The organism is Stutzerimonas stutzeri, assembly GCF_024448695.1.
In the GTDB taxonomy this organism is placed as follows: domain Bacteria; phylum Pseudomonadota; class Gammaproteobacteria; order Pseudomonadales; family Pseudomonadaceae; genus Stutzerimonas; species Stutzerimonas stutzeri_T.
The window spans coordinates 16,508-38,307 of record NZ_JAMOHY010000021.1 but is presented as its reverse complement, the minus strand read 5'-3'; the positions used below and the strand labels follow the sequence as shown (position 1 = coordinate 38,307).

20 protein-coding genes and 1 tRNA gene are annotated in these 21,800 nt (G+C 61.0%); 16 read left to right on the top strand and 5 right to left on the bottom strand.

The window, feature by feature from the left end:
• Window positions 1-2 precede the first annotated feature (2 nt).
• From truA to NAV32_RS14005, 8 genes are all read left to right on the top strand, one after another.
• Window positions 3-863 (top strand): tRNA pseudouridine(38-40) synthase TruA, encoded by an 861-nt coding sequence (gene truA, locus NAV32_RS14040; protein WP_256053416.1) that lies wholly within the window; start codon window positions 3-5, stop codon window positions 861-863.
• A 76-nt stretch (window positions 864-939) separates the two neighbouring features.
• Window positions 940-1,563, top strand: coding sequence for a phosphoribosylanthranilate isomerase (locus NAV32_RS14035; protein ID WP_256053415.1), 624 nt, complete (start codon window positions 940-942; stop codon window positions 1,561-1,563).
• A 225-nt stretch (window positions 1,564-1,788) separates the two neighbouring features.
• The gene (gene accD, locus NAV32_RS14030; RefSeq protein WP_256053414.1) at window positions 1,789-2,682 is read left to right on the top strand and encodes an acetyl-CoA carboxylase, carboxyltransferase subunit beta; all 894 of its coding nucleotides are present in this window, start codon (window positions 1,789-1,791) and stop codon (window positions 2,680-2,682) included.
• Window positions 2,679-3,983: a bifunctional tetrahydrofolate synthase/dihydrofolate synthase gene (gene folC, locus NAV32_RS14025; RefSeq protein WP_256053413.1), complete on the top strand. Its 1,305-nt coding sequence runs from the start codon at window positions 2,679-2,681 to the stop codon at window positions 3,981-3,983. The genes accD and folC overlap by 4 nt, the downstream gene beginning before the upstream one ends.
• Window positions 3,949-4,599, top strand: coding sequence for an SPOR domain-containing protein (locus NAV32_RS14020; protein WP_256053412.1), 651 nt, complete (start codon window positions 3,949-3,951; stop codon window positions 4,597-4,599). Before folC ends, NAV32_RS14020 begins: the two co-directional genes overlap by 35 nt.
• 98 nt (window positions 4,600-4,697) lie before the next feature.
• Window positions 4,698-5,210: a CvpA family protein gene (locus tag NAV32_RS14015; RefSeq protein ID WP_256053411.1), complete on the top strand. Its 513-nt coding sequence runs from the start codon at window positions 4,698-4,700 to the stop codon at window positions 5,208-5,210.
• A gap of 88 nt (window positions 5,211-5,298) precedes the next feature.
• Window positions 5,299-6,804: an amidophosphoribosyltransferase gene (gene purF, locus NAV32_RS14010; RefSeq protein WP_256053410.1), complete on the top strand. Its 1,506-nt coding sequence runs from the start codon at window positions 5,299-5,301 to the stop codon at window positions 6,802-6,804.
• Window positions 6,805-6,849: 45 nt separating this feature from the next.
• Window positions 6,850-8,061 carry an O-succinylhomoserine sulfhydrylase gene (locus tag NAV32_RS14005; RefSeq protein ID WP_256053409.1) on the top strand — a complete coding sequence of 404 codons (1,212 nt, stop codon included), beginning with the start codon at window positions 6,850-6,852 and terminating at the stop codon, window positions 8,059-8,061.
• 164 nt (window positions 8,062-8,225) lie between these two features.
• Here NAV32_RS14005 and gspD read toward each other — a convergent pair whose 3' ends face one another.
• Window positions 8,226-10,475, bottom strand: a complete 2,250-nt coding sequence (gspD, locus tag NAV32_RS14000; protein WP_256053408.1) for a type II secretion system secretin GspD — start codon at window positions 10,473-10,475, stop codon at window positions 8,226-8,228.
• Window positions 10,475-11,401, bottom strand: a complete 927-nt coding sequence (locus NAV32_RS13995; RefSeq protein ID WP_256053407.1) for a type II secretion system protein N — start codon at window positions 11,399-11,401, stop codon at window positions 10,475-10,477. Before NAV32_RS13995 ends, gspD begins: the two co-directional genes overlap by 1 nt.
• A 38-nt stretch (window positions 11,402-11,439) precedes the next feature.
• Here NAV32_RS13995 and NAV32_RS13990 point away from each other — a divergent pair.
• A tRNA-Asp gene (locus NAV32_RS13990) sits at window positions 11,440-11,516 on the top strand.
• Between the two features lie 292 nt (window positions 11,517-11,808).
• A complete protein-coding gene (locus NAV32_RS13985; RefSeq protein WP_256053406.1) occupies window positions 11,809-12,549 on the top strand; it encodes an SIR2 family NAD-dependent protein deacylase in 741 nt (246 codons plus the stop codon).
• Window positions 12,550-12,551: 2 nt separating this feature from the next.
• Here the strand turns inward: NAV32_RS13985 and NAV32_RS13980 are convergent, their stop codons facing one another.
• Window positions 12,552-13,427: a helix-turn-helix transcriptional regulator gene (locus tag NAV32_RS13980; protein ID WP_256053405.1), complete on the bottom strand. Its 876-nt coding sequence runs from the start codon at window positions 13,425-13,427 to the stop codon at window positions 12,552-12,554.
• Between the two features lie 131 nt (window positions 13,428-13,558).
• On the opposite strand from NAV32_RS13980, the gene NAV32_RS13975 reads away from it, so the two are divergent.
• From NAV32_RS13975 to NAV32_RS13955, 5 genes are all read left to right on the top strand, one after another.
• Window positions 13,559-13,867 carry a hypothetical protein gene (locus tag NAV32_RS13975; protein WP_256053404.1) on the top strand — a complete coding sequence of 103 codons (309 nt, stop codon included), beginning with the start codon at window positions 13,559-13,561 and terminating at the stop codon, window positions 13,865-13,867.
• Between the two features lie 427 nt (window positions 13,868-14,294).
• A complete protein-coding gene (locus tag NAV32_RS13970) occupies window positions 14,295-15,734 on the top strand; it encodes a cytochrome ubiquinol oxidase subunit I (RefSeq protein ID WP_256053403.1) in 1,440 nt (479 codons plus the stop codon).
• Window positions 15,735-15,736: 2 nt separating this feature from the next.
• Window positions 15,737-16,744: a cytochrome d ubiquinol oxidase subunit II gene (gene cydB / locus NAV32_RS13965; RefSeq protein WP_256053402.1), complete on the top strand. Its 1,008-nt coding sequence runs from the start codon at window positions 15,737-15,739 to the stop codon at window positions 16,742-16,744.
• A 23-nt stretch (window positions 16,745-16,767) separates the two neighbouring features.
• Window positions 16,768-16,917: a DUF2474 domain-containing protein gene (locus tag NAV32_RS13960; RefSeq protein ID WP_256053401.1), complete on the top strand. Its 150-nt coding sequence runs from the start codon at window positions 16,768-16,770 to the stop codon at window positions 16,915-16,917.
• Window positions 16,918-16,956: 39 nt separating this feature from the next.
• Window positions 16,957-17,088 (top strand): hypothetical protein, encoded by a 132-nt coding sequence (locus NAV32_RS13955; protein ID WP_256053400.1) that lies wholly within the window; start codon window positions 16,957-16,959, stop codon window positions 17,086-17,088.
• A gap of 170 nt (window positions 17,089-17,258) precedes the next feature.
• Here the strand turns inward: NAV32_RS13955 and NAV32_RS13950 are convergent, their stop codons facing one another.
• Window positions 17,259-18,299: an AraC family transcriptional regulator gene (locus tag NAV32_RS13950; RefSeq protein WP_256053399.1), complete on the bottom strand. Its 1,041-nt coding sequence runs from the start codon at window positions 18,297-18,299 to the stop codon at window positions 17,259-17,261.
• Entirely contained in the window at window positions 18,296-19,306 is a 1,011-nt protein-coding gene (locus tag NAV32_RS13945) for a carbon-nitrogen hydrolase (RefSeq protein WP_256053398.1), read from the bottom strand. The genes NAV32_RS13950 and NAV32_RS13945 overlap by 4 nt, the downstream gene beginning before the upstream one ends.
• A gap of 219 nt (window positions 19,307-19,525) precedes the next feature.
• On the opposite strand from NAV32_RS13945, the gene NAV32_RS13940 reads away from it, so the two are divergent.
• Complete coding sequence (locus NAV32_RS13940) at window positions 19,526-21,556, top strand: NADPH-dependent 2,4-dienoyl-CoA reductase (RefSeq protein WP_256053397.1); 2,031 nt, start codon at window positions 19,526-19,528, stop codon at window positions 21,554-21,556.
• Window positions 21,557-21,800: the final 244 nt, after the last annotated feature.

Here is a 21,800-nt window from a genome sequence, read left to right as displayed (position 1 = left end):
TCATGACTGAAGCAGTACCTGAAGCGGCAGCCACCTCGGCTGCCGCTGGCATTTCCAGAATCGCCCTGGGCGTCGAATACAAAGGCTCGCGTTATCGTGGCTTTCAGCGTCAGCGCGAGGGTGTTCCCTCCATCCAATTGTCGCTGGAAAAGGCGCTGAGCAAGGTTGCCGGGGGGCATCCAGTCACCTTGAGCTGCGCAGGACGAACCGATGCGCTCGTCCACGCCTGTGCCCAGGTCGTGCACTTCGATACTCCGGTGACTCGCTCCATGCATGCCTGGGTAATGGGCGCAAACATGAACTTGCCCGGCGACATCAGCGTGACCTGGGCAAAAGAGATGCCGAAGCATTTCGACGCGCGTTTCAGCGCCATGGCCCGTCGCTATCGCTACGTCATCTATAACGATCAGATCAGGCCGGCGCACATGGCCGAAGAGGTGACCTGGAACCATCGTCCGCTGGATGTAGAGCGCATGCGCGAGGCGTCCAGAGTTTTCGTCGGTACCCATGATTTCAGCGCATTCCGTGCGCGCCAGTGCCAGGCGAAATCGCCGATCAAGACCATTCATCACCTGGAATTGCTGGAGTTCGGGCGGCTGATCGTTCTCGACATTCGGGCCAACGCCTTTTTGCATCATATGGTGCGCAACTTCGCTGGCGTGCTGATGACCATTGGCGCGGGTGAGCGTCCGGTTGAGTGGGCCAGGGAGGTTCTGGAGACGCGTATTCGACGCACGGGTGGGGTCACGGCACATCCCTATGGGCTCTATCTGGTCCAGGTGGACTATCCGGAAGAGTTCGAGTTGCCCGAACGTTATCTGGGGCCGCATTTCCTGTCGGGGTTGCCCGATGTGCGTGCCTGACAGCCCCCGATGATGCCTCTTGCAGCATGCGATGCTTTTGTTACCATCCGGGGTCTTTTCTCGCAGGTATCTGCCGTTGCCTATCGTTCGTAGCAAGATATGTGGAATTACCCGCGCTGCAGATGCGCTTGTCGCCGCAGAAGCCGGTGCGGATGCCATCGGTCTGGTGTTTTACAGCAAGAGCCCGCGTGCTGTGAGTATCGCCCAGGCACGTGAAATCATCGCGGCGCTGCCTCCCTTTGTGACCACTGTCGGATTGTTCGTCAACGCATCCCGTTGTGAAATCAATGAAACCCTGGATGCCGTTGCGCTGGATGTGCTGCAGTTTCACGGTGATGAAATGCCGGACGATTGCGAAGGCTTTCACCGGCCCTGGTACAAGGCACTGAGGGTTCGGGCCGGTAACGATATCCGCGCTGAGGCTGCGCGTTATGCCGGAGCCAGTGCAGTTTTACTGGATACCTTCGTTGATGGGGTTCCGGGCGGTACAGGCGAGATGTTCGACTGGTCGCTGGTGCCTGCCGATCTGCCCAAGCCTCTGATCCTGGCTGGTGGGTTGACTCCGCAGAATGTGCAACAGGCCATCGAGCGTGTGCGCCCGTTCGCGGTGGACGTCAGCGGCGGGGTGGAGTTGAGCAAGGGGGTGAAGGATGCCGCCCGCGTACGTGAATTTATTGGCCAGGTTCGCACCAGTATGTGACGAGCAGGGAGTCCTTGCCGTCCAGTTACCATTCGCTGGTTGGCGAATCCCTTTGTTTGAGTGATACCCGTCATGTTCGACGGGATCGAGTTTCAGCGACAGCGCCTTCTGGCGTATCGCCCAGGCGACGCAGTGAGCTCCGAGTGGAGACTGGTCGCGACGATGAATCCGCCTGATGCGTGCAGTGATTACGCACGGGACTGACAAGCTGTGGAGAATAAGAGCATGAGCAACTGGCTGGTAGACAAGCTGATCCCTTCGATCATGCGTTCGGAAACGCAGAAGAGCTCGGTACCTGAGGGGCTGTGGCACAAGTGCCCCTCCTGCGAGGCGGTTCTGTATCGTCCGGAGCTGGAGAAAACCCTGGATGTCTGCCCCAAGTGCAACCATCACATGCGCATCGATGCACGTGCGCGCCTGGATATCTTCCTCGACAAGGAAGGCCGTGAAGAAATCGGCGCCGATCTTGAGCCGGTGGATCGCCTGAAGTTCCGTGACAGCAAGAAGTACAAGGATCGCCTGTCCGCTGCGCAAAAACAGACAGGTGAAAAGGATGCACTGATCGCCATGCGCGGCACCCTGATGAACAATCCGGTGGTGGCCTGTGCCTTCGAGTTTTCCTTCATGGGTGGTTCCATGGGCGCAATCGTCGGTGAGCGTTTCGTGCGTGCGGCGAATGTCGCCCTTGAACAGCGTTGCCCGCTGGTCTGTTTCTCGGCTTCGGGCGGTGCTCGGATGCAGGAAGCGCTGATTTCCCTGATGCAGATGGCCAAGACCTCGGCGGTTCTGGCGCGTATGCGTGAAGAAGGCCTGCCGTTCATTTCGGTTCTCACTGATCCCGTGTACGGCGGTGTGTCGGCCAGCCTGGCGATGCTTGGTGATGTCATTGTGGCTGAGCCCAAGGCATTGATCGGCTTCGCCGGCCCGCGCGTGATCGAGCAGACCGTACGTGAAAAGCTTCCGGAAGGTTTCCAGCGCAGCGAGTTCCTGCTCGACCACGGTGCCATCGACCTGATCATCCCACGTGCCGAGTTGCGTGCCCGCCTGTCCCGCCTCCTCGCTCAGCTGCAGCGGCTCCCGGCAATCGCCGAGCCGGCTCTGGTAACGGCTGACGCATGACCTCCCGGAGTTTGCAGGACTGGCTCGGCTATCTTGAGCAACTGCATCCTACGGCCATCGACATGGGCCTTGATCGCTGCCGTGAGGTGGCGACAAGGCTTGGCCTGACCAGGCCGGCGCCACAAGTCGTGACGGTCACCGGTACCAATGGCAAAGGTTCCACCTGTGCCTTCATTGCCCAGATGCTGGCCGGGCAGGGCAAGACCGTGGGCGTTTACAGCTCGCCGCATCTGCTGCGTTATAACGAGCGCGTGCGTATCAATGGCGTTGAAGCCTCCGATGAGGCGCTGTGCGAGGCCTTTGTCGCAGTCGAGGCGGCGCGTGGCGAAACTTCTCTGACCTATTTCGAGATGGGCACGCTGGCGGCTTTCTGGCTGTTCGAGCGTGAGACGCTGGATGCTGTAGTGCTGGAAGTCGGGTTGGGTGGTCGTCTCGATGCGGTGAATCTGGTCGATGCTGATGTGGCGGTAGTCACCAACATTGGCCTGGATCATGCCGACTGGCTGGGCGACAGTCGTGACAGCGTCGGCTTCGAAAAGGCAGGGATCTTCCGCTCCACGATGCCCGCCGTGTGCGGTGATCCGGAGCCGCCTGAGACTCTGATTGACACTGCGGCCCGCCTGGCAGCGCCCTTGCTGTTGCGTGGTCGTGAGTTCGATATGCAGGTCGAGCAGGATCGCTGGCACTGGCATGGCCGTGATCGCTCCGGCCTGCCGCTGCATCTGCGCGACCTCCCATTGATCGATCTGCCTCTGGAAAATGCCGCGCTGGCGCTGCAGGCATTTGCCTTGCTCGATATGCCCTGGCAGCCGCTCTCACTGGTAGCTGCACTGCTGGCCACGCGGGTTGTCGGCAGGCTTGATCGCCGGTTGATTACGTACAAAGGTCGCGAGCTGTCGATCCTGCTGGATGTCGGGCACAACCCGCATGCGGCGGACTATCTGGCGCGAGCTCTGCTGAAACAGCCAGTGGTCGGGCGGCGGCTTGCGGTGTTCGGCCTGCTGGCCGACAAGGATCTGGCTGGAGTGATCGAGCCCTTGCTGCCTGTCGTCGCTGACTGGGCCGTTGCGCCCCTGTCCACCTCGCGTGCACGCTCTGGTGCGCAATTGAGTGAGGTGTTGATGGAACGCGGAGCCTCGGTCAGTATCTACTCCACTGTATGCGAGGCGCTCGACGCGCAGTGCGACCAAGCGGTTGCCGGGGACGAGATACTGCTGTTCGGGTCTTTTTACTGTGTGGCCGAGGCGCTGGACTGGCTTGATCGGCATGCGACGGAGCGAGGGCAGGGCATTGGTGGATAAAGGACTGTTGCAACGTATCGTGGGTGCGCTGGTGCTGTTGGCGCTGGCGGTGATCTTCGTGCCGATGTTGTTCAATCGTGAGGATGAAGGTTCTCAGGTGGCAATGGATGCGCCATCGATGCCCGAGACGCCCGCCGCTCCGGTTCTCGAGCCGCAGCAGGTGGAGGTGCCCACACCCGAAAGCGAGCCGTTCCCCGAGGAGTACGAGATTGTCGAGGAGGCGCCTGCGGCAGTTGTTGAAGCCCCGACCACTCCGATCGAACCTGCTCCAGCGCTTGCCGAACCTCCGGTTGCTCCGGCAGAGCCACCGGCCACTGCAGTTCCGAGCACTCCACCCGCTGCGGCGACGCAGGAGCAGCGGCTGGACGCAGCCAATCTGCCAGTCAGCTGGTCGGTGCAGCTGGCCAGTCTTTCCAGTCGTGAAAATGCCGAGAAGCTGCAGACTACCCTGCGTTCCCAGGGCTACAACGCGTACATACGTACTGTGGGCGGGATGAACCGGGTGTTCGTTGGCCCGCTGATCGAGCGGGCAGAAGCCAATCGGTTGCGCGATGTTCTGCAGCGTCAGCAGAAACTGGATGGATTTGTCGTGCGTTTTGAGCCGGAGAAGGGCTAAAGCTCCCTGAGCAGGCGTGCCTAGTTTTTAAACGACCTGTTACTCCTCGGCAGTCGCTCTGCTAAAATGCATCGCTTTTCCCCTGTGCAGGAAACCCCGTGACGTTCACCTGGGTCGATTGGGCGTTTATCGCCGTTGTAGTCATCTCCAGCCTGATCAGTTTGAAGCGCGGTTTCGTGAAGGAAGCGCTTTCCCTGCTCACCTGGATCATCGCCGGTGTGGTTGCCTGGATGTTCGGTGGCGCGCTGTCCCACCATCTCGCTGCATACATCAGCACGCCTTCGTTCCAGGTCATTGCGGCCTGCGCGATTCTGTTCGTGGTGACGCTGCTGGTGGGTGCGCTGATCAATTTTCTCATTGGTGAGCTGGTTCGAGTGACCGGGCTGTCCGGCACGGATCGTTTTCTTGGAATGATTTTTGGGGCGGCCCGAGGCGGGTTGCTGATTGTGGTGCTGGTGGGCTTGTTGAGCCTTGCACCCGTACAGCAGGATCCCTGGTGGCGTGAGTCGTCGCTGCTGCCGCATTTTCTGTTGATTGCCGACTGGTCGAAGAACCTGATCCTTGGGTTTGGCAGCCAGTGGATGACCGGCTCGCTCGAGACCTCCGGTTGAGACGAGCAACTTTTTTACCACGGCTCGCTGTGGGGTTTGCACCCTGCGTCCTGTCCGGATCAGCCTGTAATAACTGAGAGGTCCCTGCATGTGTGGCATTGTCGGCATCGTCGGTAAGTCGAACGTCAACCAGGCGTTGTACGACGCACTCACCGTACTGCAACACCGTGGACAGGATGCCGCCGGTATCGTGACGAGCGACGGCGACAAACTGTTCCTGCGCAAGGACAACGGACTGGTCCGTGACGTCTTCCAGCAGCGCCACATGCAGCGCCTGATAGGTAACATGGGTATTGGCCATGTCCGCTATCCCACCGCTGGCAGCTCCACTTCGGCGGAGGCGCAGCCTTTCTATGTCAACTCGCCCTACGGCATCACCCTGGCGCACAACGGCAACCTGACCAATGTCGATCAGTTGACCAAGGAGATCTACGAGTCCGACCTGAGGCACGTGAACACCAACTCCGATTCGGAGGTGCTGCTCAACGTCTTTGCCCATGAATTGGCGGTGCGCGGCAAGCTGCAGCCTACCGAGGAAGACGTGTTTGCTGCCGTGGCCAAGGTGCATGAGCGCTGTGTTGGCGGTTATGCCGTGGTGGCCATGGTCACCGGTTATGGCATCGTCGGCTTCCGCGATCCCCATGCAATCCGCCCGATCGTGTTTGGTCAGCGCCACACCGATCAAGGTGTCGAATACATGATCGCCTCCGAGAGCGTTTCGCTGGATGTGCTGGGCTTCTCCCTGATACGCGATCTGGCGCCCGGCGAGGCGGTTTATATCACCGCCGATGGCAAGCTCCATACGCGCCAGTGCGCGGCCAACCCGCAGTACGCGCCGTGCATCTTCGAGCACGTCTACCTGGCGCGCCCGGATTCGCTGATGGATGGCGTCTCGGTCTACAAGGCACGCCTGCGCATGGGTGAGAAGCTGGCCGACAAGATCCTGCGCGAGCGCCCCGAGCACGATATCGATGTGGTCATCCCGATTCCCGATACCAGCCGTACCGCCGCGCTGGAACTGGCGAACCGTTTGGGCGTCAAGTTCCGTGAGGGCTTCGTCAAGAATCGCTATATCGGCCGGACCTTCATCATGCCGGGCCAGGCGGCGCGCAAGAAGTCGGTGCGGCAGAAGCTCAACGCCATCGACCTGGAATTCCGCGGCAAGAACGTGATGCTGGTCGATGATTCCATCGTGCGCGGCACCACCTGCAAGCAGATCATCCAGATGGCGCGCGAGGCCGGCGCGAAGAACGTGTATTTCTGTTCTGCAGCGCCTGCCGTGCGCTATCCGAACGTTTACGGTATCGACATGCCCAGCGCCCACGAGCTGATCGCCCATGAGCGCAGCACCGAGCAGGTAGCCGAGCTAATAGGTGCCGACTGGCTGGTCTATCAGGATCTGGAAGATCTGGTGGACGCCGTAGGGGGCGGCAAGGTGAAGATCGAGCACTTCGATTGCGCGGTATTCGATGGCAAGTACGTTACAGGCGATATCGACGATGCCTACCTGCACCGGATCGAGCAGGCACGCAATGACCTGAGCAAGAGCCAGGCCGCCGTCAGCAGCGCCATCATCGACCTGTACAACAACTGATTGTGAGCGGGCGCTGATCGGCCTGCTCCTGCGTGGAATGAAATCATGACTGACCAATGGGATGCGGGCCGGCTGGACAGTGACCTGTCGGGCGTCGGCATCGACACGCTGGCGGTGCGCGCGGGCCAGCACCGCTCACCGGAGGGCGAGCATGGAGAGCCGCTGTTCTTCACCTCCAGCTACGTCTTCCGCAGTGCTGCCGATGCGGCGGCACGTTTTTCCGGTGAGGTGCCGGGTAACGTTTACTCCCGTTACACCAACCCCACCGTACGTGCTTTCGAGGAGCGCATTGCCGCCCTGGAAGGCGCCGAGCAGGCTGTGGCAACAGCTTCCGGCATGGCGGCGATCCTGGCGATGGTGATGAGCCTGTGTTCGGCGGGCGACCATGTGCTGGTGTCGCGCAGTGTCTTCGGCGCTACCGTTTCGCTGTTTGAGAAGTACCTGAAACGTTTCGGGCTCGAAGTCGATTACGTGCCGCTGATCGATGTGGATGCCTGGGAACCGGCCTTCAAGGCCAATACCAAGCTTGTTTTCGTCGAGTCACCCTCCAACCCGCTGGCCGAGCTGGTGGATATCGAGGTGCTGGCGCAGCTGTGCCATGCCAAGGGTGCAATGCTGGCGGTGGACAATTGCTTCTGTACGCCTGCCTTGCAACAGCCGCTGGCGCTGGGCGCTGATATCGTCATACATTCGGCGACCAAGTACATCGACGGCCAAGGGCGTTGCCTGGGTGGCGTCGTTGCCGGTCGTGCCGAACAGATGAAAGAAGTGGTGGGTTTCCTGCGCACCGCCGGGCCGACCCTCAGCCCGTTCAACGCCTGGGTATTTCTCAAGGGGCTGGAGACCTTGCGTCTGCGCATGCAGGCGCATTGCGCCAGCGCGCAGGCACTGGCCGAATGGCTGGAGCAGCAGCCAGGCATCGAAAAGGTCTATTACGCCGGCCTGCCCAGCCACCCGCAGCATGAGCTGGCCAAGCGGCAGCAGAAAGGCTTCGGCGCCGTGCTGAGTTTTGACGTGGAAGGTGGCAAGGAAGGAGCCTGGCGTTTCATCGATGCGACCCGGTTGATTTCCATTACGGCCAACCTCGGTGACAGCAAAACGACCATCACCCATCCGGGTTCAACGACCCATGGCCGTCTCTCGCCGGAAGAGCGCGCCACGGCGGGGATTCGCGACAATCTGATTCGTGTTGCGGTGGGCCTGGAAGATCTGGCTGATCTCAAGGCTGACCTGGCCAGGGGATTGGCTGCGCTTTGACAAACAGCGGGCCCGCTGGGCCTGCACGCCGATTTTGTGGGAGCGGACTCGTCCGCGAGTTTTTGGGACTGGAACTTCAAAAACAAAGCTCGCGGACAAGTCCGCTCCTACCATACGGTGGTTCTCAGGCTCGGCATTGCCCCGGCCCGTGGAATAAGGGTCTTTCAGCGGCCTGCCAATCGCACGACAAACCCATCCAGCCTGTGTTCCTCCGATAACTGCGTACGCAGGCGGTTGGCCTCGGCACGTTCGCTGAAGGGGCCTACAAATACGCGATAGAGGCCCGTGGCTGTCTGGATATAGGCATCGAAGCCTTCGGCGGTCAGCTTGTCACGAAGTGCTGTCGCATTATCGCGGTTTCTCAGGCTCGCCAGTTGTATCGCCCATCCGCTCCGCACAGCCGCAGGCTCCGTGGTGCGTGTCGGCGGGCTGAAGGCTGGCGCCGGCGTTGCGGGTGCGCTGCTGCGGCGCTCTGGCTCGCCGGGGCGCAGGTCGATGGCGGGTGCCGGCTGACCCTGACCATCGAAAAGTCTCTCGGGAGTCGCGGGCAGGATGCTCGGGCTGCCGGAATCGGTCTCGATAACCCGGATATCGCTGTATTTCTTCCCGGAGAGCGCCGCCAGCCCTGCGCGGTCCCTGATCACCGTTGGCCGCAGGAACACCATCAGATTGCGCTTGATGTGGCTCTCCTGGGTCGAGCGAAACAGTGCGCCCAACAGAGGGATGTCACCCAGCAGCGGCACCTTGGAATTGGTCTGGGTCACGTCGTCCTGGATCAGCCCTCCCAGCACGATCACCTGGCCGTCCTCGGCAAGAATGGTGCTCTTGATCGAACGCTTGTTGGTCACCAGATCGACCGCCTGCGCCGTCAGGCTGGCGCTGGGTGCGATGGAGGAGATTTCCTGTTCGATCTGCAGCCGCAGCGTGGCACCCTCGTTGATATGTGGAGTGACCTTGAGCGTGACACCGATATCCTGTCGCTCGATGGTGGTGAAGGGGTTGTTCGCCCCCGAGGCATCGGTGGTGTAGCTACCCGTCTGGAAGGGGACGTTCTGGCCGACGAGGATTTCTGCCTCCTGGTTGTCCAGCGTCAGCAGGCTGGGGGTGGAGAGCAGGTTGCTTTTGCTGTTGGCCGACAGTGCGGTGATCAGCGCGCCGAAGCTGCGTGTGCCGATGCCGATGATGGCGCCGTCGGGCAGGTTGTTGGGAATCTCGTTGTCGTTGATCGCATTGAGTACGCGGCCAATGGAAAGCCCGGTATTGCCGAAACTGACGCCTCCGGCACCACCTGTGCCGCCACGTGCATCCACCGCCCACTGCACGCCCAGCGCATCGGTTATGTCACCGGAAACCTCAACAATGGCCGCTTCGACCATGACCTGCGCGCGCGGAATGTCGAGCTGGCGGACGATGGATTCCAGCATGCCGAGCAACTCCGGTTCGGCCAGCATCACCAGCGCGTTGAGGCTTTCATCGGCGCGGATGAGGGTGCTCTGAATGCGTCCGCTGCTCATCTCGCCTTCAGCTGGCGCGGCGAGGCTTTCCGAGAAGTCGCCCAGGGTTTCCGCCAGTGCCTTGGCATCATTGTGGCGCAGGCGGATTACCCGGGTGTTGGCCGATCGGGTGCTGGGTGTGTCCAGTGTCTGCGCCAGGCTGGCGAGCTTCTGCCGGGCCTGTTCCGGGCCGGTGAAGATCAGCCGGTTTGTGCGTGAGTCGGCAATGATCTGCGCGCCGGCCGTATCCCTTGCCTCGCCACGTGCGAGGGTGTTGCGCAGCACTTCGGCGATATCCGTAGCCCAGCCGTATTGCAGATCCACAATGCTGTGATCGCCGGTCTGGGCGCGATCAAGCTGGCGGATCAGCTTTTCCAGTCGGGCGATGTTCGCACTGCGGTCACTGATGATCAGTGCATTGGCGGAGCTGACGGCTGCCAGATGGCCGTACTGCGGTACCAGCGGTCGTATCAGCGGAATCAGCTCTGTGGCAGAGGTATGCTGCACCTGGATGACACGGGTTTCCAGCAGGTCGCCACCGCTTGGCCCGCCACCGGCTTCGGTCTTGGCCTCGGCGTTGGGCAGGATACGCGCCACGCCACCCTGGGTCAGGACGCTGTAGCCATGCGTGGCCATCACCGAGAGGAACAGTTGGTAGACCTCGGCCAACGAGAGTGTGGTTGATGACACCACGCTGACCTGACCTCTGACGCGCGGATCGACGATGAACGTCTGCCCGGTGAGCTGGCTGATGTGGTCCACGAACGCACGAATGTCTGCGTCCTTGAGATTGATCGTCCAGCCGTCCTGCTGTGTTTCGGCGCGCTCGATGCCCGGCTCGGCAGCCAGCGAAGGCAGGGGTGCGAAAAGCAGTCCAGCGGCGATCAGAGCGATGAGCGAGCGAGAGGAAAAGGGGGGCATCAGTCATCTTCCGTGGCGGGTTGATCGGCGGGCGCGTTTTCTATCGGTGTGGCCATGTCTTCCAGATGCTGGCGAAGGGCATCCATCTGTTCTGTCTGCGGGTCTGGTTGCTCCGCTGGCATGGCTTCTTCACTGTAGTCCGTCATGGCCGCGGCGGAGCGCGTGCTGGGGAAGCGCAGCGTTTCGATTCGACCGTTGCGCAGCACCTCAACCCGGTCCGGATGCACGCTGTGCAGGCTCAGGCCAGGTTCAAGCTCTTCGCCGACCCTGTAGAGCTGCGGTGGCTGAGCTGATCGCTGAATAATCGCCGAGGAGCGTTGTGGATCGGCATGCACGAAGCTGCCATGCAGTGTGAGTTCGGAATTTGCAAGGGGGCTGGTGCCGACGTGCTCGGGTGATGTTCCGAACAGGTTTGCCATACGCTGAATATCTGGCGCAACGTCTGCGGGCTGGCTGTTGCCTGCGGTAGCTGCGGGCTGCGTGCGTTCAAGTTGCAGCCAGTCATTGATACGGCCTGTGAGATAGGCGCCAAACAGCACAATGATTACCGCGCTCGCGATCAGCGGCGCATGCCGGTTTGCCTTGTGCAGTACCGTTGGGAAAGCCAAGCCGGGCGCTCCGTAAACCTGATGGTGACAACCCTTGCCAGATCCCCAGGCACGAAAGTGCATTGGCGCTGAAAGGGCGCGCGGGCACCGCTGGCAATCGAGCGCGAACGAGGATGAAATCGATGAACAACGCCAACTACCTGAACATGCCTGTGCAACTGACTGTTTTTCCGGAAAAAGGTGCCCGATCCAGAATGGATTCCAGCTGTGACCGCAAAAGGCCGCTGTTTTGAATAAAAAATGGGTCGGGCTGTTGACTTGGTTCGGGTGGATGCGTAAATTGCGCGCCTCACAGGGTGATAGCCAAGTGCAACGCACGGCAGGCTCTGTGATTCGGACGAAAGTCCGGCCGACGCGCAGCGGTAGTTCAGTCGGTTAGAATACCGGCCTGTCACGCCGGGGGTCGCGGGTTCGAGTCCCGTCCGCTGCGCCATATTAAAAGCCCTTAACTGGTTGCCAGTTAAGGGCTTTTTTCATTTCTGCGTCCGCAGAAAACCTGCTCAAGGCCTTCTGAGAAGGCCATGGTTATCTAACGATAAGCACCCTTCATTCACGGACTTCTCTCTGGACGTCGTTGGGCTGAAGACCCAATGGGGCTACTGAGAGTTGCTGCAGCTATGTGAAGTTCTCCCGCATCCAATTCAGGTTTGCACTTCCGCATTCAGCAGGCAGCGCGGCATCATCGGCAGCACCCTTCTGATGCAAAACACGTTGCGGAGAATGCCATGACGTCGCTGGAACTGGCCGCTGAGGCGCTGCAGGCTGCTAAACGGATTGTGGTACTGACAGGCGCGGGCGTTTCGGCAGAAAGCGGGATTCCAACTTTTCGTGACCCGCTGACAGGACTCTGGCAGCGTTTCGACCCGGCGCAACTGGCGAGCGCGGAGGCGTTCCGTCGCAACCCTGCAATGATCTGGGGGTGGTACGAGTGGCGGCGAATGAACGTCATGCAGGCTCAGCCGAACCTGGCCCATCTGGCGCTTGCGCGACTGGCCGCGCACAAGCCGGAAATGACCTTGATCACCCAGAATGTCGATGACTTGCATGAGCGGGCGGGCAGTGCGGATGTCATCCACTTGCATGGTTCGTTGCAGCAGCCTCGCTGTTTCGCCTGTGCCCGTGAGCCTGGAACAGCACTCGCGGCGCCAAATGAGCCTGAGGAGGCGCGAGCGCTGGAGCCGCCTCGCTGCCAGCATTGCGGCGGTCGGTTGCGCCCGGGTGTCGTCTGGTTTGGCGAATCCCTTCCTCAGGCGGCTTTGATCAAGGCGTTCAAGGCCGCGCAGGAGGCTGAATTACTGTTGGTCGTGGGCACCTCAGGCTTGGTCTATCCCGCGGCTGAGCTGCCAGCCATAGCCCGCCGGGCGGGAGCGAGGGTTCTGCACATCAATCCTCAACTGGCGCTGGAGGAGGGCGATTGGGGAATAGCTGGGATGGCTGGTGAGGTGTTGCCCCGGTTGATTCGCTGAAACTAGTGATATAGCCAGCGCTGCAGTTCATCCAGGTTGGTCACCACGATCTGTTGGGCGCTGGCCTTGGCGTGCACCTTGGTCGGGTCGATCTGGTAGCGCTGCAATACGTACTGCACCAGTGCGCCGCGGGTGTCGATTACCAGGCGACCATTGTGCATGCCGTAGTCGGTTTCGATGATGGTCTGTTGTTCCGGTTTTAGCCGTGAGTCCGGTTGGATAATGACCTGCACCCGGCAGGCCCAGCCAGAATCCTGCTCGCGGGTGTTCGCGCTCTCGTCGTCCATCAGCTCGGGTATGCCACGAAAGCGGCTCAGTACAAAGTCACGGTAGTCGCGGTTTTTTTCGCAGTAGGCACGCACATGCCAGCGCATGCCGGTGTAAATCAACGTGTGCGGGGCTATCAGGCGGGTTTCGGCCCCTGGCGTTGTGAAGGACACATAGTCGCATTCCAGGCGCAGACCCTCGCGGCACGCGCGTAGCAGAGGGCGTAGCAATTCAGGGCGTATTGTTCGGTCGGGAACCTGCAGCACCTCGGTATGCGCATAAGCCAGTGCCAGACCCTCGACATGCGGGGCGCGGTCATGGTTCTGGTTCAGTAGATGCAAATAGGCGCTGGCGCTGTCGTCGATGAACAGTGGCTTGAAGCGCTGGCTCGGTACATACCCCTTCAGATGCTTGTCATATTCCAGGTTCTTCGGTGCGTACTCGTTGATGTATGAGTTGATGTCCTTCGACGCCTGCTGGCGGCTGATACCGAAGCTCTGCATCAGGTGATTGGTGGTCAGGCGGCCTTCCCACCAGGCTACCGTCTCGATCAGTCGATAGCGCAGTGCCAGATCCCAGCGCACCGATTCGATTGATTGCTTGCGTTTCATGGCCGCTCCATCTGCTCGAAAACTTTACCTGTATAGGCAAACACACTAGATACGTCTAGTCACGCTACATATCCTGAAGCGGTCATTCAAGTCGCTCGCCATGGGGCGGGCTGACTCAGGGGGGATCGGGCATGAACATGATTGGGCTGTCCTGGATGGTGATGAGCGCCAGCTTGATGCTGATGATCATTGCAGGCGTGGTGACTTACTGGCAGGTGCTGCACCGTCGCGAGGCCACCATGGCCCTGCAACATTGTCAGGCGCAGCTGGAGCAGCAGGCGGCTGCGTCTGCCCAGAAGGACGCAGAGATTCGCGAGCTCAGCGCGGGTCTGCGGGCGGAGAAGGCACGTGTCGAGCAGCTGCTGCGCCAGATCAGTTACACCCGTGATGAAGAACAAGGGTTGAGCAAGCAGACGACCACTGACTGGCCATCTTGCTGAAGTTAAAGCGCCAGTCCAGCGTTGCGCAGCATCATGAGCCTTACGCCAGCCAGTTCAGGTTTCCCAGGCTGGCCGCCTTCAACCTGCGTTGGAGCGGTAATCCGAGCACCTTGCCGAGCATCAGTGCCTACGTTGCCAGTCCGCATACCGCAGGCAGAAAAGCGGCGGCGCAACACTCGGCCTGGAAGAGCGCAAGCACATCGTTGAGCTTTGCTTGAACAGCCTGTCGTAAGCGAGGACGGCGTAGCGCACAAGAGCATAACAAGCCGAAACCGCACAGTTGGCGCAGGCTGAAACCTTGTGCGAGGCGTGGATGTAAACGCCTTTGGCAAAGCGAGGCCATGCGACAGATCGGCGCTAGCAGCGCACCCTCGTCGTTTTCCGCTGTCAGTAGTGCCTAGATGGCTCACTGACGAGGGGGATGGCAATGTTTGGTTTGGAAGCGCTTGAGCTTGCGCGTGTCCAGTTCGCGTTCACCATTTCCTTTCACATCATTTTTCCGGCGATCACCATCGGGCTGGCGAGTTTTCTCGCCGTGCTGGAGGGGTTGTGGCTCAAGACCCGGCGTGAGGTGTACCGCGACCTCTATCACTTCTGGCTGAAGATTTTTGCCGTCAACTTCGGTATGGGTGTGGTGTCCGGCATCGTCATGGCGTACCAGTTCGGAACCAACTGGAGTGCTTTTTCGGAGTTCGCCGGCAGTGTGACCGGGCCGCTGCTGGCGTATGAAGTGCTGACGGCGTTCTTTCTCGAAGCAGGTTTTCTGGGTGTCATGCTGTTCGGCTGGAATCGCGTGGGGCCGGGGCTGCATTTCTTTTCCACGATCATGGTGGCGGTCGGGACGCTGATCTCCACCTTCTGGATTCTGGCCTCCAACAGCTGGATGCATACGCCGCAGGGGCACGAGATCATTGATGGCATCGTGGTGCCGGTAGACTGGTTCGCGATCATCTTCAATCCCTCGTTTCCCTATCGCCTGGCGCATATGGCGATTGCCGCATTTCTGGCTGCGGCCTTTATGGTCGGGGCTTCGGCGGCCTGGCATCTGTTGCGTGGCAACGACAACCCGGCCATCCGCAAGATGCTCTCGATGGCGATGTGGATGGCGCTGATCGTGGCGCCGATACAGGCGCTGGTCGGTGATTTCCACGGCCTTAATACGCTGGAGCATCAGCCAGCGAAGATTGCCGCGATGGAAGGGCACTGGGACAACTCCGAGGGCGGGCCGACGCCGTTGTTGCTGTTCGGCTGGCCCGATATGGCGCGTGAAGAAACCCGCTTCAAGGTGGAGATTCCTTATTTGGGCAGTCTCATTCTCAAGCACAGCCTGACTGAGCCGATTCCCGCGCTGAAGGATTTCCCCCCGGAAGACCGACCCAATTCCACCATCGTGTTCTGGACGTTCCGGATCATGGTGGCGCTGGGGCTGCTGATGATCGTGACCGGCTTGTGGAGCTTCTGGCTGCGCCGGAGGGGCAGGTTGTTCGAGTCACGACCCTTCTTGAGGCTGGTGTTGTATATGGGGCCGTCCGGGCTTGTCGCGATCCTGGCCGGTTGGTTCACTACCGAGATAGGGCGGCAGCCCTGGGTGATCTACGGCGTGATGCGGACCGCCGACGCCGTTTCAAGCCACAGTGCCGAACAGCTGGGACTGACCCTGGCGCTGTTCGTGCTGATCTACTTTGCCGTGTTTGGTGTCGGTTGCGTTTATGTGCTGCGCCTGATTGGCAAGGGGCCGGTTCCACATGAAGGCAAGAGCAAGGGAACTGGCGGGCCGGGCGAGCAACGTACACCGGCCAGGCCCATCTCGGCTGCGGATGAGGCGATTGCTCATGAGCATGGTGACCAACTGGGCGAGAGGAATTGAGCATGGGTATCGATCTTTCGCTGATCTGGGCCGTGATCATCATCTTCGGCATCATGATGTACGTGGTGATGGATGGCTTCGATCTGGGCATTGGCATTCTTTTTCCCTTCCTGGCTGACAGTTCTGAGCGCGATGTGGCCATGAACACCGTAGCGCCGGTCTGGGACGGTAACGAAACCTGGCTGGTGCTCGGTGGGGCCGGGCTGTTTGCGGCGTTTCCGCTGGCCTATTCGGTGGTTCTGTCGGCGCTCTACCTGCCGATCATCTTCATGCTTATGGGGCTGATCTTCCGTGGCGTTGCCTTCGAGTTTCGTTTCAAGGCGAGTGCTGCCCGCCAGCACATCTGGGACAAGGCATTCATCGGCGGCTCGCTGGTGGCGACGTTCTTTCAGGGAGTTGCGCTGGGCGCCTTCATTCATGGGTTTCCCGTTGTGGATCGCGCCTATGCCGGTGGGCCGCTGGACTGGCTGACGCCGTTTTCGGTGTTCTGTGGTATTGCGCTGATCGTCGCCTATGCCTTGCTGGGCTGTACCTGGCTGATCATGAAGACCGCCGGTGATCTGCAGAAGCGCATGCACGATATCGGCATTCCGCTGGTCTGGGCGGTGCTTGCGGTGACCGGTGTGGTGAGCCTCTGGACGCCGCTGACGCATCCAGACATTGCCGAGCGCTGGTTCAGCATGCCGAACCTGATCTTCTTCATGCCGGTGCCGATCCTGGTGCTGCTCTGTACCTTCGGGCTGCTGCGCTCGATTGCGCGCTATGCCCATTACTCGCCATTTCTGTTCACTCTGGCGCTGATCTTCCTGGGCTACAGCGGGCTCGGCATCAGCCTCTGGCCAAACATCATCCCGCCCTCGGTGACCATCTGGGAAGCCGCCGCGCCGCCGCAGAGCCAGGGCTTTACGCTGGTCGGGGCGCTGCTGATCATTCCGCTGATCCTGATGTACACCGCCTGGAGCTATTACGTGTTTCGCGGCAAGGTCAGCGCCGAGGATGGCTATCACTGATCTGCCTCGTCATGGAGCCTCGTATGCCCGAAAAGCCCCAAAAAAGTGCCAAACCGCTATGGCAGCGCATGGTCTGGCTGGTCACGATCTGGTTCGCCAGTGTGTTGGCGCTGGGTGTTCTGGCCTGGCTGCTGCGCCAGTTCATGGCGGCTGCCGGGCTGACCACGCCCTGAGCGAATCATGTTTTTGTCATGAAGGTTGGTCAGGATGGCATGGACCTTGTTAGTACAAAGACGACCCACCTTGAGGATCCCACTATGGATGATTATCTGGACGAACTTCTCGAATGGCGTGCGGCTGAGCAGGATGGGCCGGAGCCGGCTGAGGATGCCTTCGAGCTGTGAGACTGTGCTGAAAAGGCCTGCTGAATCACCTGGGGCGGTGGCTTCGACCGGTTCTGGTGGAAGCAGACTTGTCCGCGAGATTTTGTGAGACCGCCGAAGAGCTTGTGGACAAGTCCACTCCCCCAAAAGCAGGCCTCCTTCACCGGCAGAAGAATAGCCTGTGCGGTTATTCAGGCATCGACACGCCGCTGTGTGCGTCGATACTCACCGGGCGTCTGCCCGCTCCAGCGCTTGAAGGCGCGCTGGAAGGCTTCGGCTGAAGCGAAGCCGAGCAGCCAGGCGATTTCACCGAAGGCCAGCTCGGTGTCGCGAATGTAAGCCATGGCCAGATCGCGACGGGTGTCGTTGAGAATGGCGCGGTAGCTGCTGCCTTCCTCGATCAGTCGTCGGCGCAGCGTCCAGGGTGGCAATTGCAGACGCTGGGCAATCTGCAGCAGCTCCGGTTCCTGGCCCTTAAGCATCTGTGCCAGCATCTGTGCAACCCGTTCGCGCAGACTGGTGGTGCGTGTACGCTGCTCCAGGGCTGCTTCGCACAGCTCCAGTAACTGCTGCCAGGTGCCGGGGCAATGTTCTTGATTGCGTAGTGCAAGCGTGGCCTTGTCCAGTCGCAGCTGGTTGTGTTCGCTGTTGAAAAGCACGGGCTGCGCGAAGAAGGCCTCGTGGCGCTCGGCGTAATCGGGGCGTTCGAACTCGATCTGTACTGCGCTCGGCTGCATCGGGCTCCCTGCCACGGCGCTAAGCTGCGTGATCCAGCTGGCCAGCACGGTATCCACCACGAAGCGGTTGTAGTTGTTGTAGGGACAGATCGAATAGAAGCGCAGCCAGGCACCTTCGGCATCCTCGTGGAATTCGGATGCGCCGCGATAGTTGAAGGCGTACAGCAGTTCGTAGCGGATCAGGGTCCGTGCCGCTTCGCGCACCGTAGGTGCCAGACTTGCGGTAATGCCGGCGAGCCCCAGATGGCCAGCCTTGCGCAGCCGGCCCATGTCCAGTCCCAGTGCCGGATCGCCGGTCAGTTGCATGGCGGCGTGACCGAGGCGCATGTAGCGCGGGATGGACAGTCGTGCATGGGGTTCGGCCAGTCGAGCGGCATCCAGGCCATAGGCTTCCAGCAGGGGTTGCGGGTCGATCTGCCTTTCCCGCAGGGCGCTGTCCAGGCTATGCACGAAGCCTACCGAGAGATCGCCAAGGCGTATCCGCTGCTGCTTCATGGACGCTCCGGCAGCCAGAGATTGTGCAGCTGGACCGGCTCAGCGGGAGTGCGTTGTGCCGGTTTGCGCGGTGAACCGAGTAGGTTCCAGGGCAGGCCGAGTGTTCGCACGGCCATGCGTGGCAGGCTCCTGTCCAGCGGTTCGAGGGGTGCGCAGGCGCTCGTTTTGCGCTCATCCATGCCCGGCAGGGCGAGCAGGTCGGTGGTGGCAGGCAGGCTGCGCGTGTAGCCGTCGCAACCGAGCAATACTGCCAGGCGTCCCGCTGGAGTATGCAGCAGAGCGATCTCCTGGCGTTCGGGCGCTTTGCTGTAGCGACGCTCATAACGACTGAGGGCCGTCTTGTAGTGCAGCGGCCCGATGGGCTCACCATCTGGCCCGAACACCAGGCTGACCTGCCGCAGTGGACCCGTACCCGTCTTCAGGCGCCCCGCTTGCAGACGAGGTTCAGGCAGCACGATGGAACCAGCGACCAGCGTCACACCGTATTCCTTTGCCAGATCGGCGAAGATGCGCTGGTAGTCATCGGCCATTTGCGGCGCCTTGATGCGCAAAACCGCTCCGGTGCGGCGATCCTCGCTGGTGTTGTCGAGTTGGGCGCGCAGGTAGTCCCAGGGGTTGCTCAGTGCCATCCACTGCATGGCGTCACGCAGGGTTCGCGCCTGCTGGACCTCTGGCTTTTCACCGAGGGCGAACAGGCCGGTGCCCACGTGTTCGGGCAGCACAACGATGGTCCGACTGCCGATCAGGCCTGCGTCTCTCGCCTGATCGAGGTAGGTGGCGAACTTCAGGCGCAGGCGTTCGCGGCTCTGGTAATCGGCTGGCTGCAGCCTGGTTTCGATTCCCAGCAGATTGCCCGCGGTTCCCGGCTGCCCCTGGCTGTTGATCGGCAGGGTGCGCAGGTCCGACAGCAGCGGCCCGCTGCGGCGGTCGTCTGTCCAGTTCAGGTAGAGCACCAGGGCGACGAGGGCAAGCATGGCCAGGATCAGCAGTTTGATGGGGAGACGCATGGTCGGGTCTTTTAATGAAGGTGCTATGAAAATACGGTGAGACGGGTTGATTGCCAAGCCTGTCAGCTCGATTGGGTCAGGCAGTTGTGAGTTTTGATCATTGAGCCTGTGGCTGTGGCTGTTTATCTTCGCTGCATGCGACCGGCCTGTCAGAGCCTGGCGCCTATAAACCGCTGGCCTATGGCACACCCGCTTGTGCCTACTTGACGAGGAATAAAGATGAGTGCCTTTCCGCACCTGATGGCCCCGCTGGACCTGGGCTTCACCACGCTGCGCAACCGCGTCCTGATGGGCTCGATGCACACCGGCCTTGAAGAGATGCCCAATGGCTTCGAGCGCATGGCAGTGTTTTTTGCCGAGCGCGCACGTGGTGGTGTCGGCCTGATCGTGACCGGCGGCGTTGGCCCCAACGAGGAAGGTTCGGTCCGGGCCGGCGCGGCCAAACTCTCCACCCCGGAAGAGGCCCAAGAGCACAAGGTCGTTACCCAGGCGGTTCACGAGGCCGGCGGTAAGATCTGCCTGCAGATTCTTCATGCCGGTCGCTACGCCTATAGCCCCAAGCTCGTTGCGCCCAGTGCCATCCAGGCGCCGATCAACCCCTTCACACCACGTGAGCTGGACGAAGAGGGTATCGAGAAGCAGATCCAGGACTTCGTCAACTGCGCCAGCCTGGCCCGGCAGGCTGGCTATGACGGCGTCGAGATCATGGGGTCGGAAGGCTATTTCATCAATCAGTTCCTGGTCGCTCACACCAACCACCGCACCGACCGTTGGGGCGGAAGCTACGAGAACCGCATGCGTCTGCCCGTGGAAATCGTGCGCCGTGTACGTGAGGCGGTGGGCGCTGAGTTCATCATTATCTATCGTCTGTCGATGCTCGATCTGGTCGAGACCGGCAGCACCTGGGATGAGGTGGTGGTGCTGGCAAAGGCCATCGAGGCGGCTGGTGCGACCCTCATCAACACCGGTATTGGCTGGCACGAGGCGCGAATTCCGACCATCGCCACCAAGGTGCCGCGCGCGGCCTTTACCAAGGTGACGGCCAAGCTGCGTGGCGAGGTCGGCATTCCGCTGATCACCACCAACCGCATCAATACGCCTGAAGTGGCCGAGCAGGTACTGGCCGAAGGTGATGCTGACATGGTCTCCATGGCGCGGCCATTCCTGGCGGACCCGGAGTTCGTCAACAAGGCTGCAGCCGGTCGCAGCGACACCATCAATACCTGCATCGGCTGCAACCAGGCCTGCCTGGACCATACCTTCAGCGGCAAGCTGACCAGTTGCCTGGTCAACCCCCGTGCCTGCCATGAAACCGAGCTGAACTACATCCCGGTGGCGACAGCGAAAAAGATCGCTGTGGTCGGTGCGGGGCCGGCGGGCCTGTCGGCGGCCAGCGTCGCTGCCGAGCGGGGCCACCAAGTGACCCTGTTCGATTCAGCCAGCGAAATCGGCGGCCAGTTCAACGTTGCCAAGCGCGTGCCGGGCAAGGAGGAGTTCTTCGAAACCCTGCGCTATTTCGACGGCAAGCTGGAGCGAGGCGGTGTCGATCTGCGCCTGAATACACGTGTCAGTGCTGCTGATCTGCTGGCCGGTGGCTACGATGAAGTCATTCTCGCTACCGGCATTGTCCCGCGCACACCAGAGATACCGGGCATCGGACATGCAAAGGTGATCAGCTATCTCGATGCGATTCTCCAGCGCAAGCCGGTAGGGCAGCGCGTGGCGGTAATCGGCGCCGGCGGTATCGGTTTCGATGTCAGCGAATTCATCACCCACGACGGTCAGTCCACCAGCCTGGACCGCGAGGCATTCTGGAAGGAGTGGGGTATCGACCTGGGCCTGCAGGCCCGCGGCGGTGTTGCGGGCGTCAAGCCGATGCCGCAGGCTCCGGCGCGTCAGGTGTATCTGCTGCAGCGCAAGAAATCCAAGGTCGGCAGCGGCCTGGGCAAGACCACTGGCTGGATTCACCGCACCGGCCTGAAAAACAAGCAGGTGCAGATGATCAACTCGGTGGAGTACCTGAAAATCGACGACGAAGGTCTGCATGTTTCCATTGCCGGCGGCGAACCCCAGGTGCTGCCGGTGGATACCATTATCGTCTGCGCCGGGCAGGACCCCCTGCGCGAGCTGCAGGCCGAGCTTGAGCAGGGCGGTATCAAGGTGCATCTGATCGGTGGCGCGGATGTTGCTGCCGAGCTGGATGCCAAGCGTGCCATCGATCAGGGTTCGCGTCTGGCTGCTGCCTTGTAAGCCAGCGCCCCAAGCCACAAGCAAAGCGCTACGCCTGGACGGCCTTTGATTGAAGGCCGTTTCGGCTCTTTCTCATGGAGGTCCAGGAGCGGGCGGGCTCTGGTGTGCACCTTGATGGCAGACTGGCATCCCGATTCGATCACAGTTTGTGACCGCCCATCTGCCGGTCCTGCCTGCTACCCGGATGCCTGCCAACCCAGTCACATTGCCCGTTGCAGCTTTTCTCCTACACTTGCCCGGCGTG

What these genes read in the sequence shown, in the direction of transcription:
- purF (WP_256053410.1), top strand. Translation starts at nt 5,299, where the DNA reads ATGTGTGGCATTGTCGGCATCGTCGGTAAGTCGAACGTCAACCAGGCG.
- NAV32_RS13945 (WP_256053398.1), bottom strand. Translation starts at nt 19,306, where the DNA reads ATGCGTCTCCCCATCAAACTGCTGATCCTGGCCATGCTTGCCCTCGTC.
- NAV32_RS13975 (WP_256053404.1), top strand. Translation starts at nt 13,559, where the DNA reads ATGAACATGATTGGGCTGTCCTGGATGGTGATGAGCGCCAGCTTGATG.
- truA (WP_256053416.1), top strand. Translation starts at nt 3, where the DNA reads ATGACTGAAGCAGTACCTGAAGCGGCAGCCACCTCGGCTGCCGCTGGC.
- NAV32_RS13960 (WP_256053401.1), top strand. Translation starts at nt 16,768, where the DNA reads ATGCCCGAAAAGCCCCAAAAAAGTGCCAAACCGCTATGGCAGCGCATG.
- cydB (WP_256053402.1), top strand. Translation starts at nt 15,737, where the DNA reads ATGGGTATCGATCTTTCGCTGATCTGGGCCGTGATCATCATCTTCGGC.
- NAV32_RS13940 (WP_256053397.1), top strand. Translation starts at nt 19,526, where the DNA reads ATGAGTGCCTTTCCGCACCTGATGGCCCCGCTGGACCTGGGCTTCACC.
- NAV32_RS13980 (WP_256053405.1), bottom strand. Translation starts at nt 13,427, where the DNA reads ATGAAACGCAAGCAATCAATCGAATCGGTGCGCTGGGATCTGGCACTG.
- accD (WP_256053414.1), top strand. Translation starts at nt 1,789, where the DNA reads ATGAGCAACTGGCTGGTAGACAAGCTGATCCCTTCGATCATGCGTTCG.
- NAV32_RS13950 (WP_256053399.1), bottom strand. Translation starts at nt 18,299, where the DNA reads ATGAAGCAGCAGCGGATACGCCTTGGCGATCTCTCGGTAGGCTTCGTG.
- gspD (WP_256053408.1), bottom strand. Translation starts at nt 10,475, where the DNA reads ATGCCCCCCTTTTCCTCTCGCTCGCTCATCGCTCTGATCGCCGCTGGA.
- NAV32_RS14020 (WP_256053412.1), top strand. Translation starts at nt 3,949, where the DNA reads ATGCGACGGAGCGAGGGCAGGGCATTGGTGGATAAAGGACTGTTGCAA.
- NAV32_RS13955 (WP_256053400.1), top strand. Translation starts at nt 16,957, where the DNA reads ATGGACCTTGTTAGTACAAAGACGACCCACCTTGAGGATCCCACTATG.
- NAV32_RS14005 (WP_256053409.1), top strand. Translation starts at nt 6,850, where the DNA reads ATGACTGACCAATGGGATGCGGGCCGGCTGGACAGTGACCTGTCGGGC.
- NAV32_RS13970 (WP_256053403.1), top strand. Translation starts at nt 14,295, where the DNA reads ATGTTTGGTTTGGAAGCGCTTGAGCTTGCGCGTGTCCAGTTCGCGTTC.
- folC (WP_256053413.1), top strand. Translation starts at nt 2,679, where the DNA reads ATGACCTCCCGGAGTTTGCAGGACTGGCTCGGCTATCTTGAGCAACTG.
- NAV32_RS13985 (WP_256053406.1), top strand. Translation starts at nt 11,809, where the DNA reads ATGACGTCGCTGGAACTGGCCGCTGAGGCGCTGCAGGCTGCTAAACGG.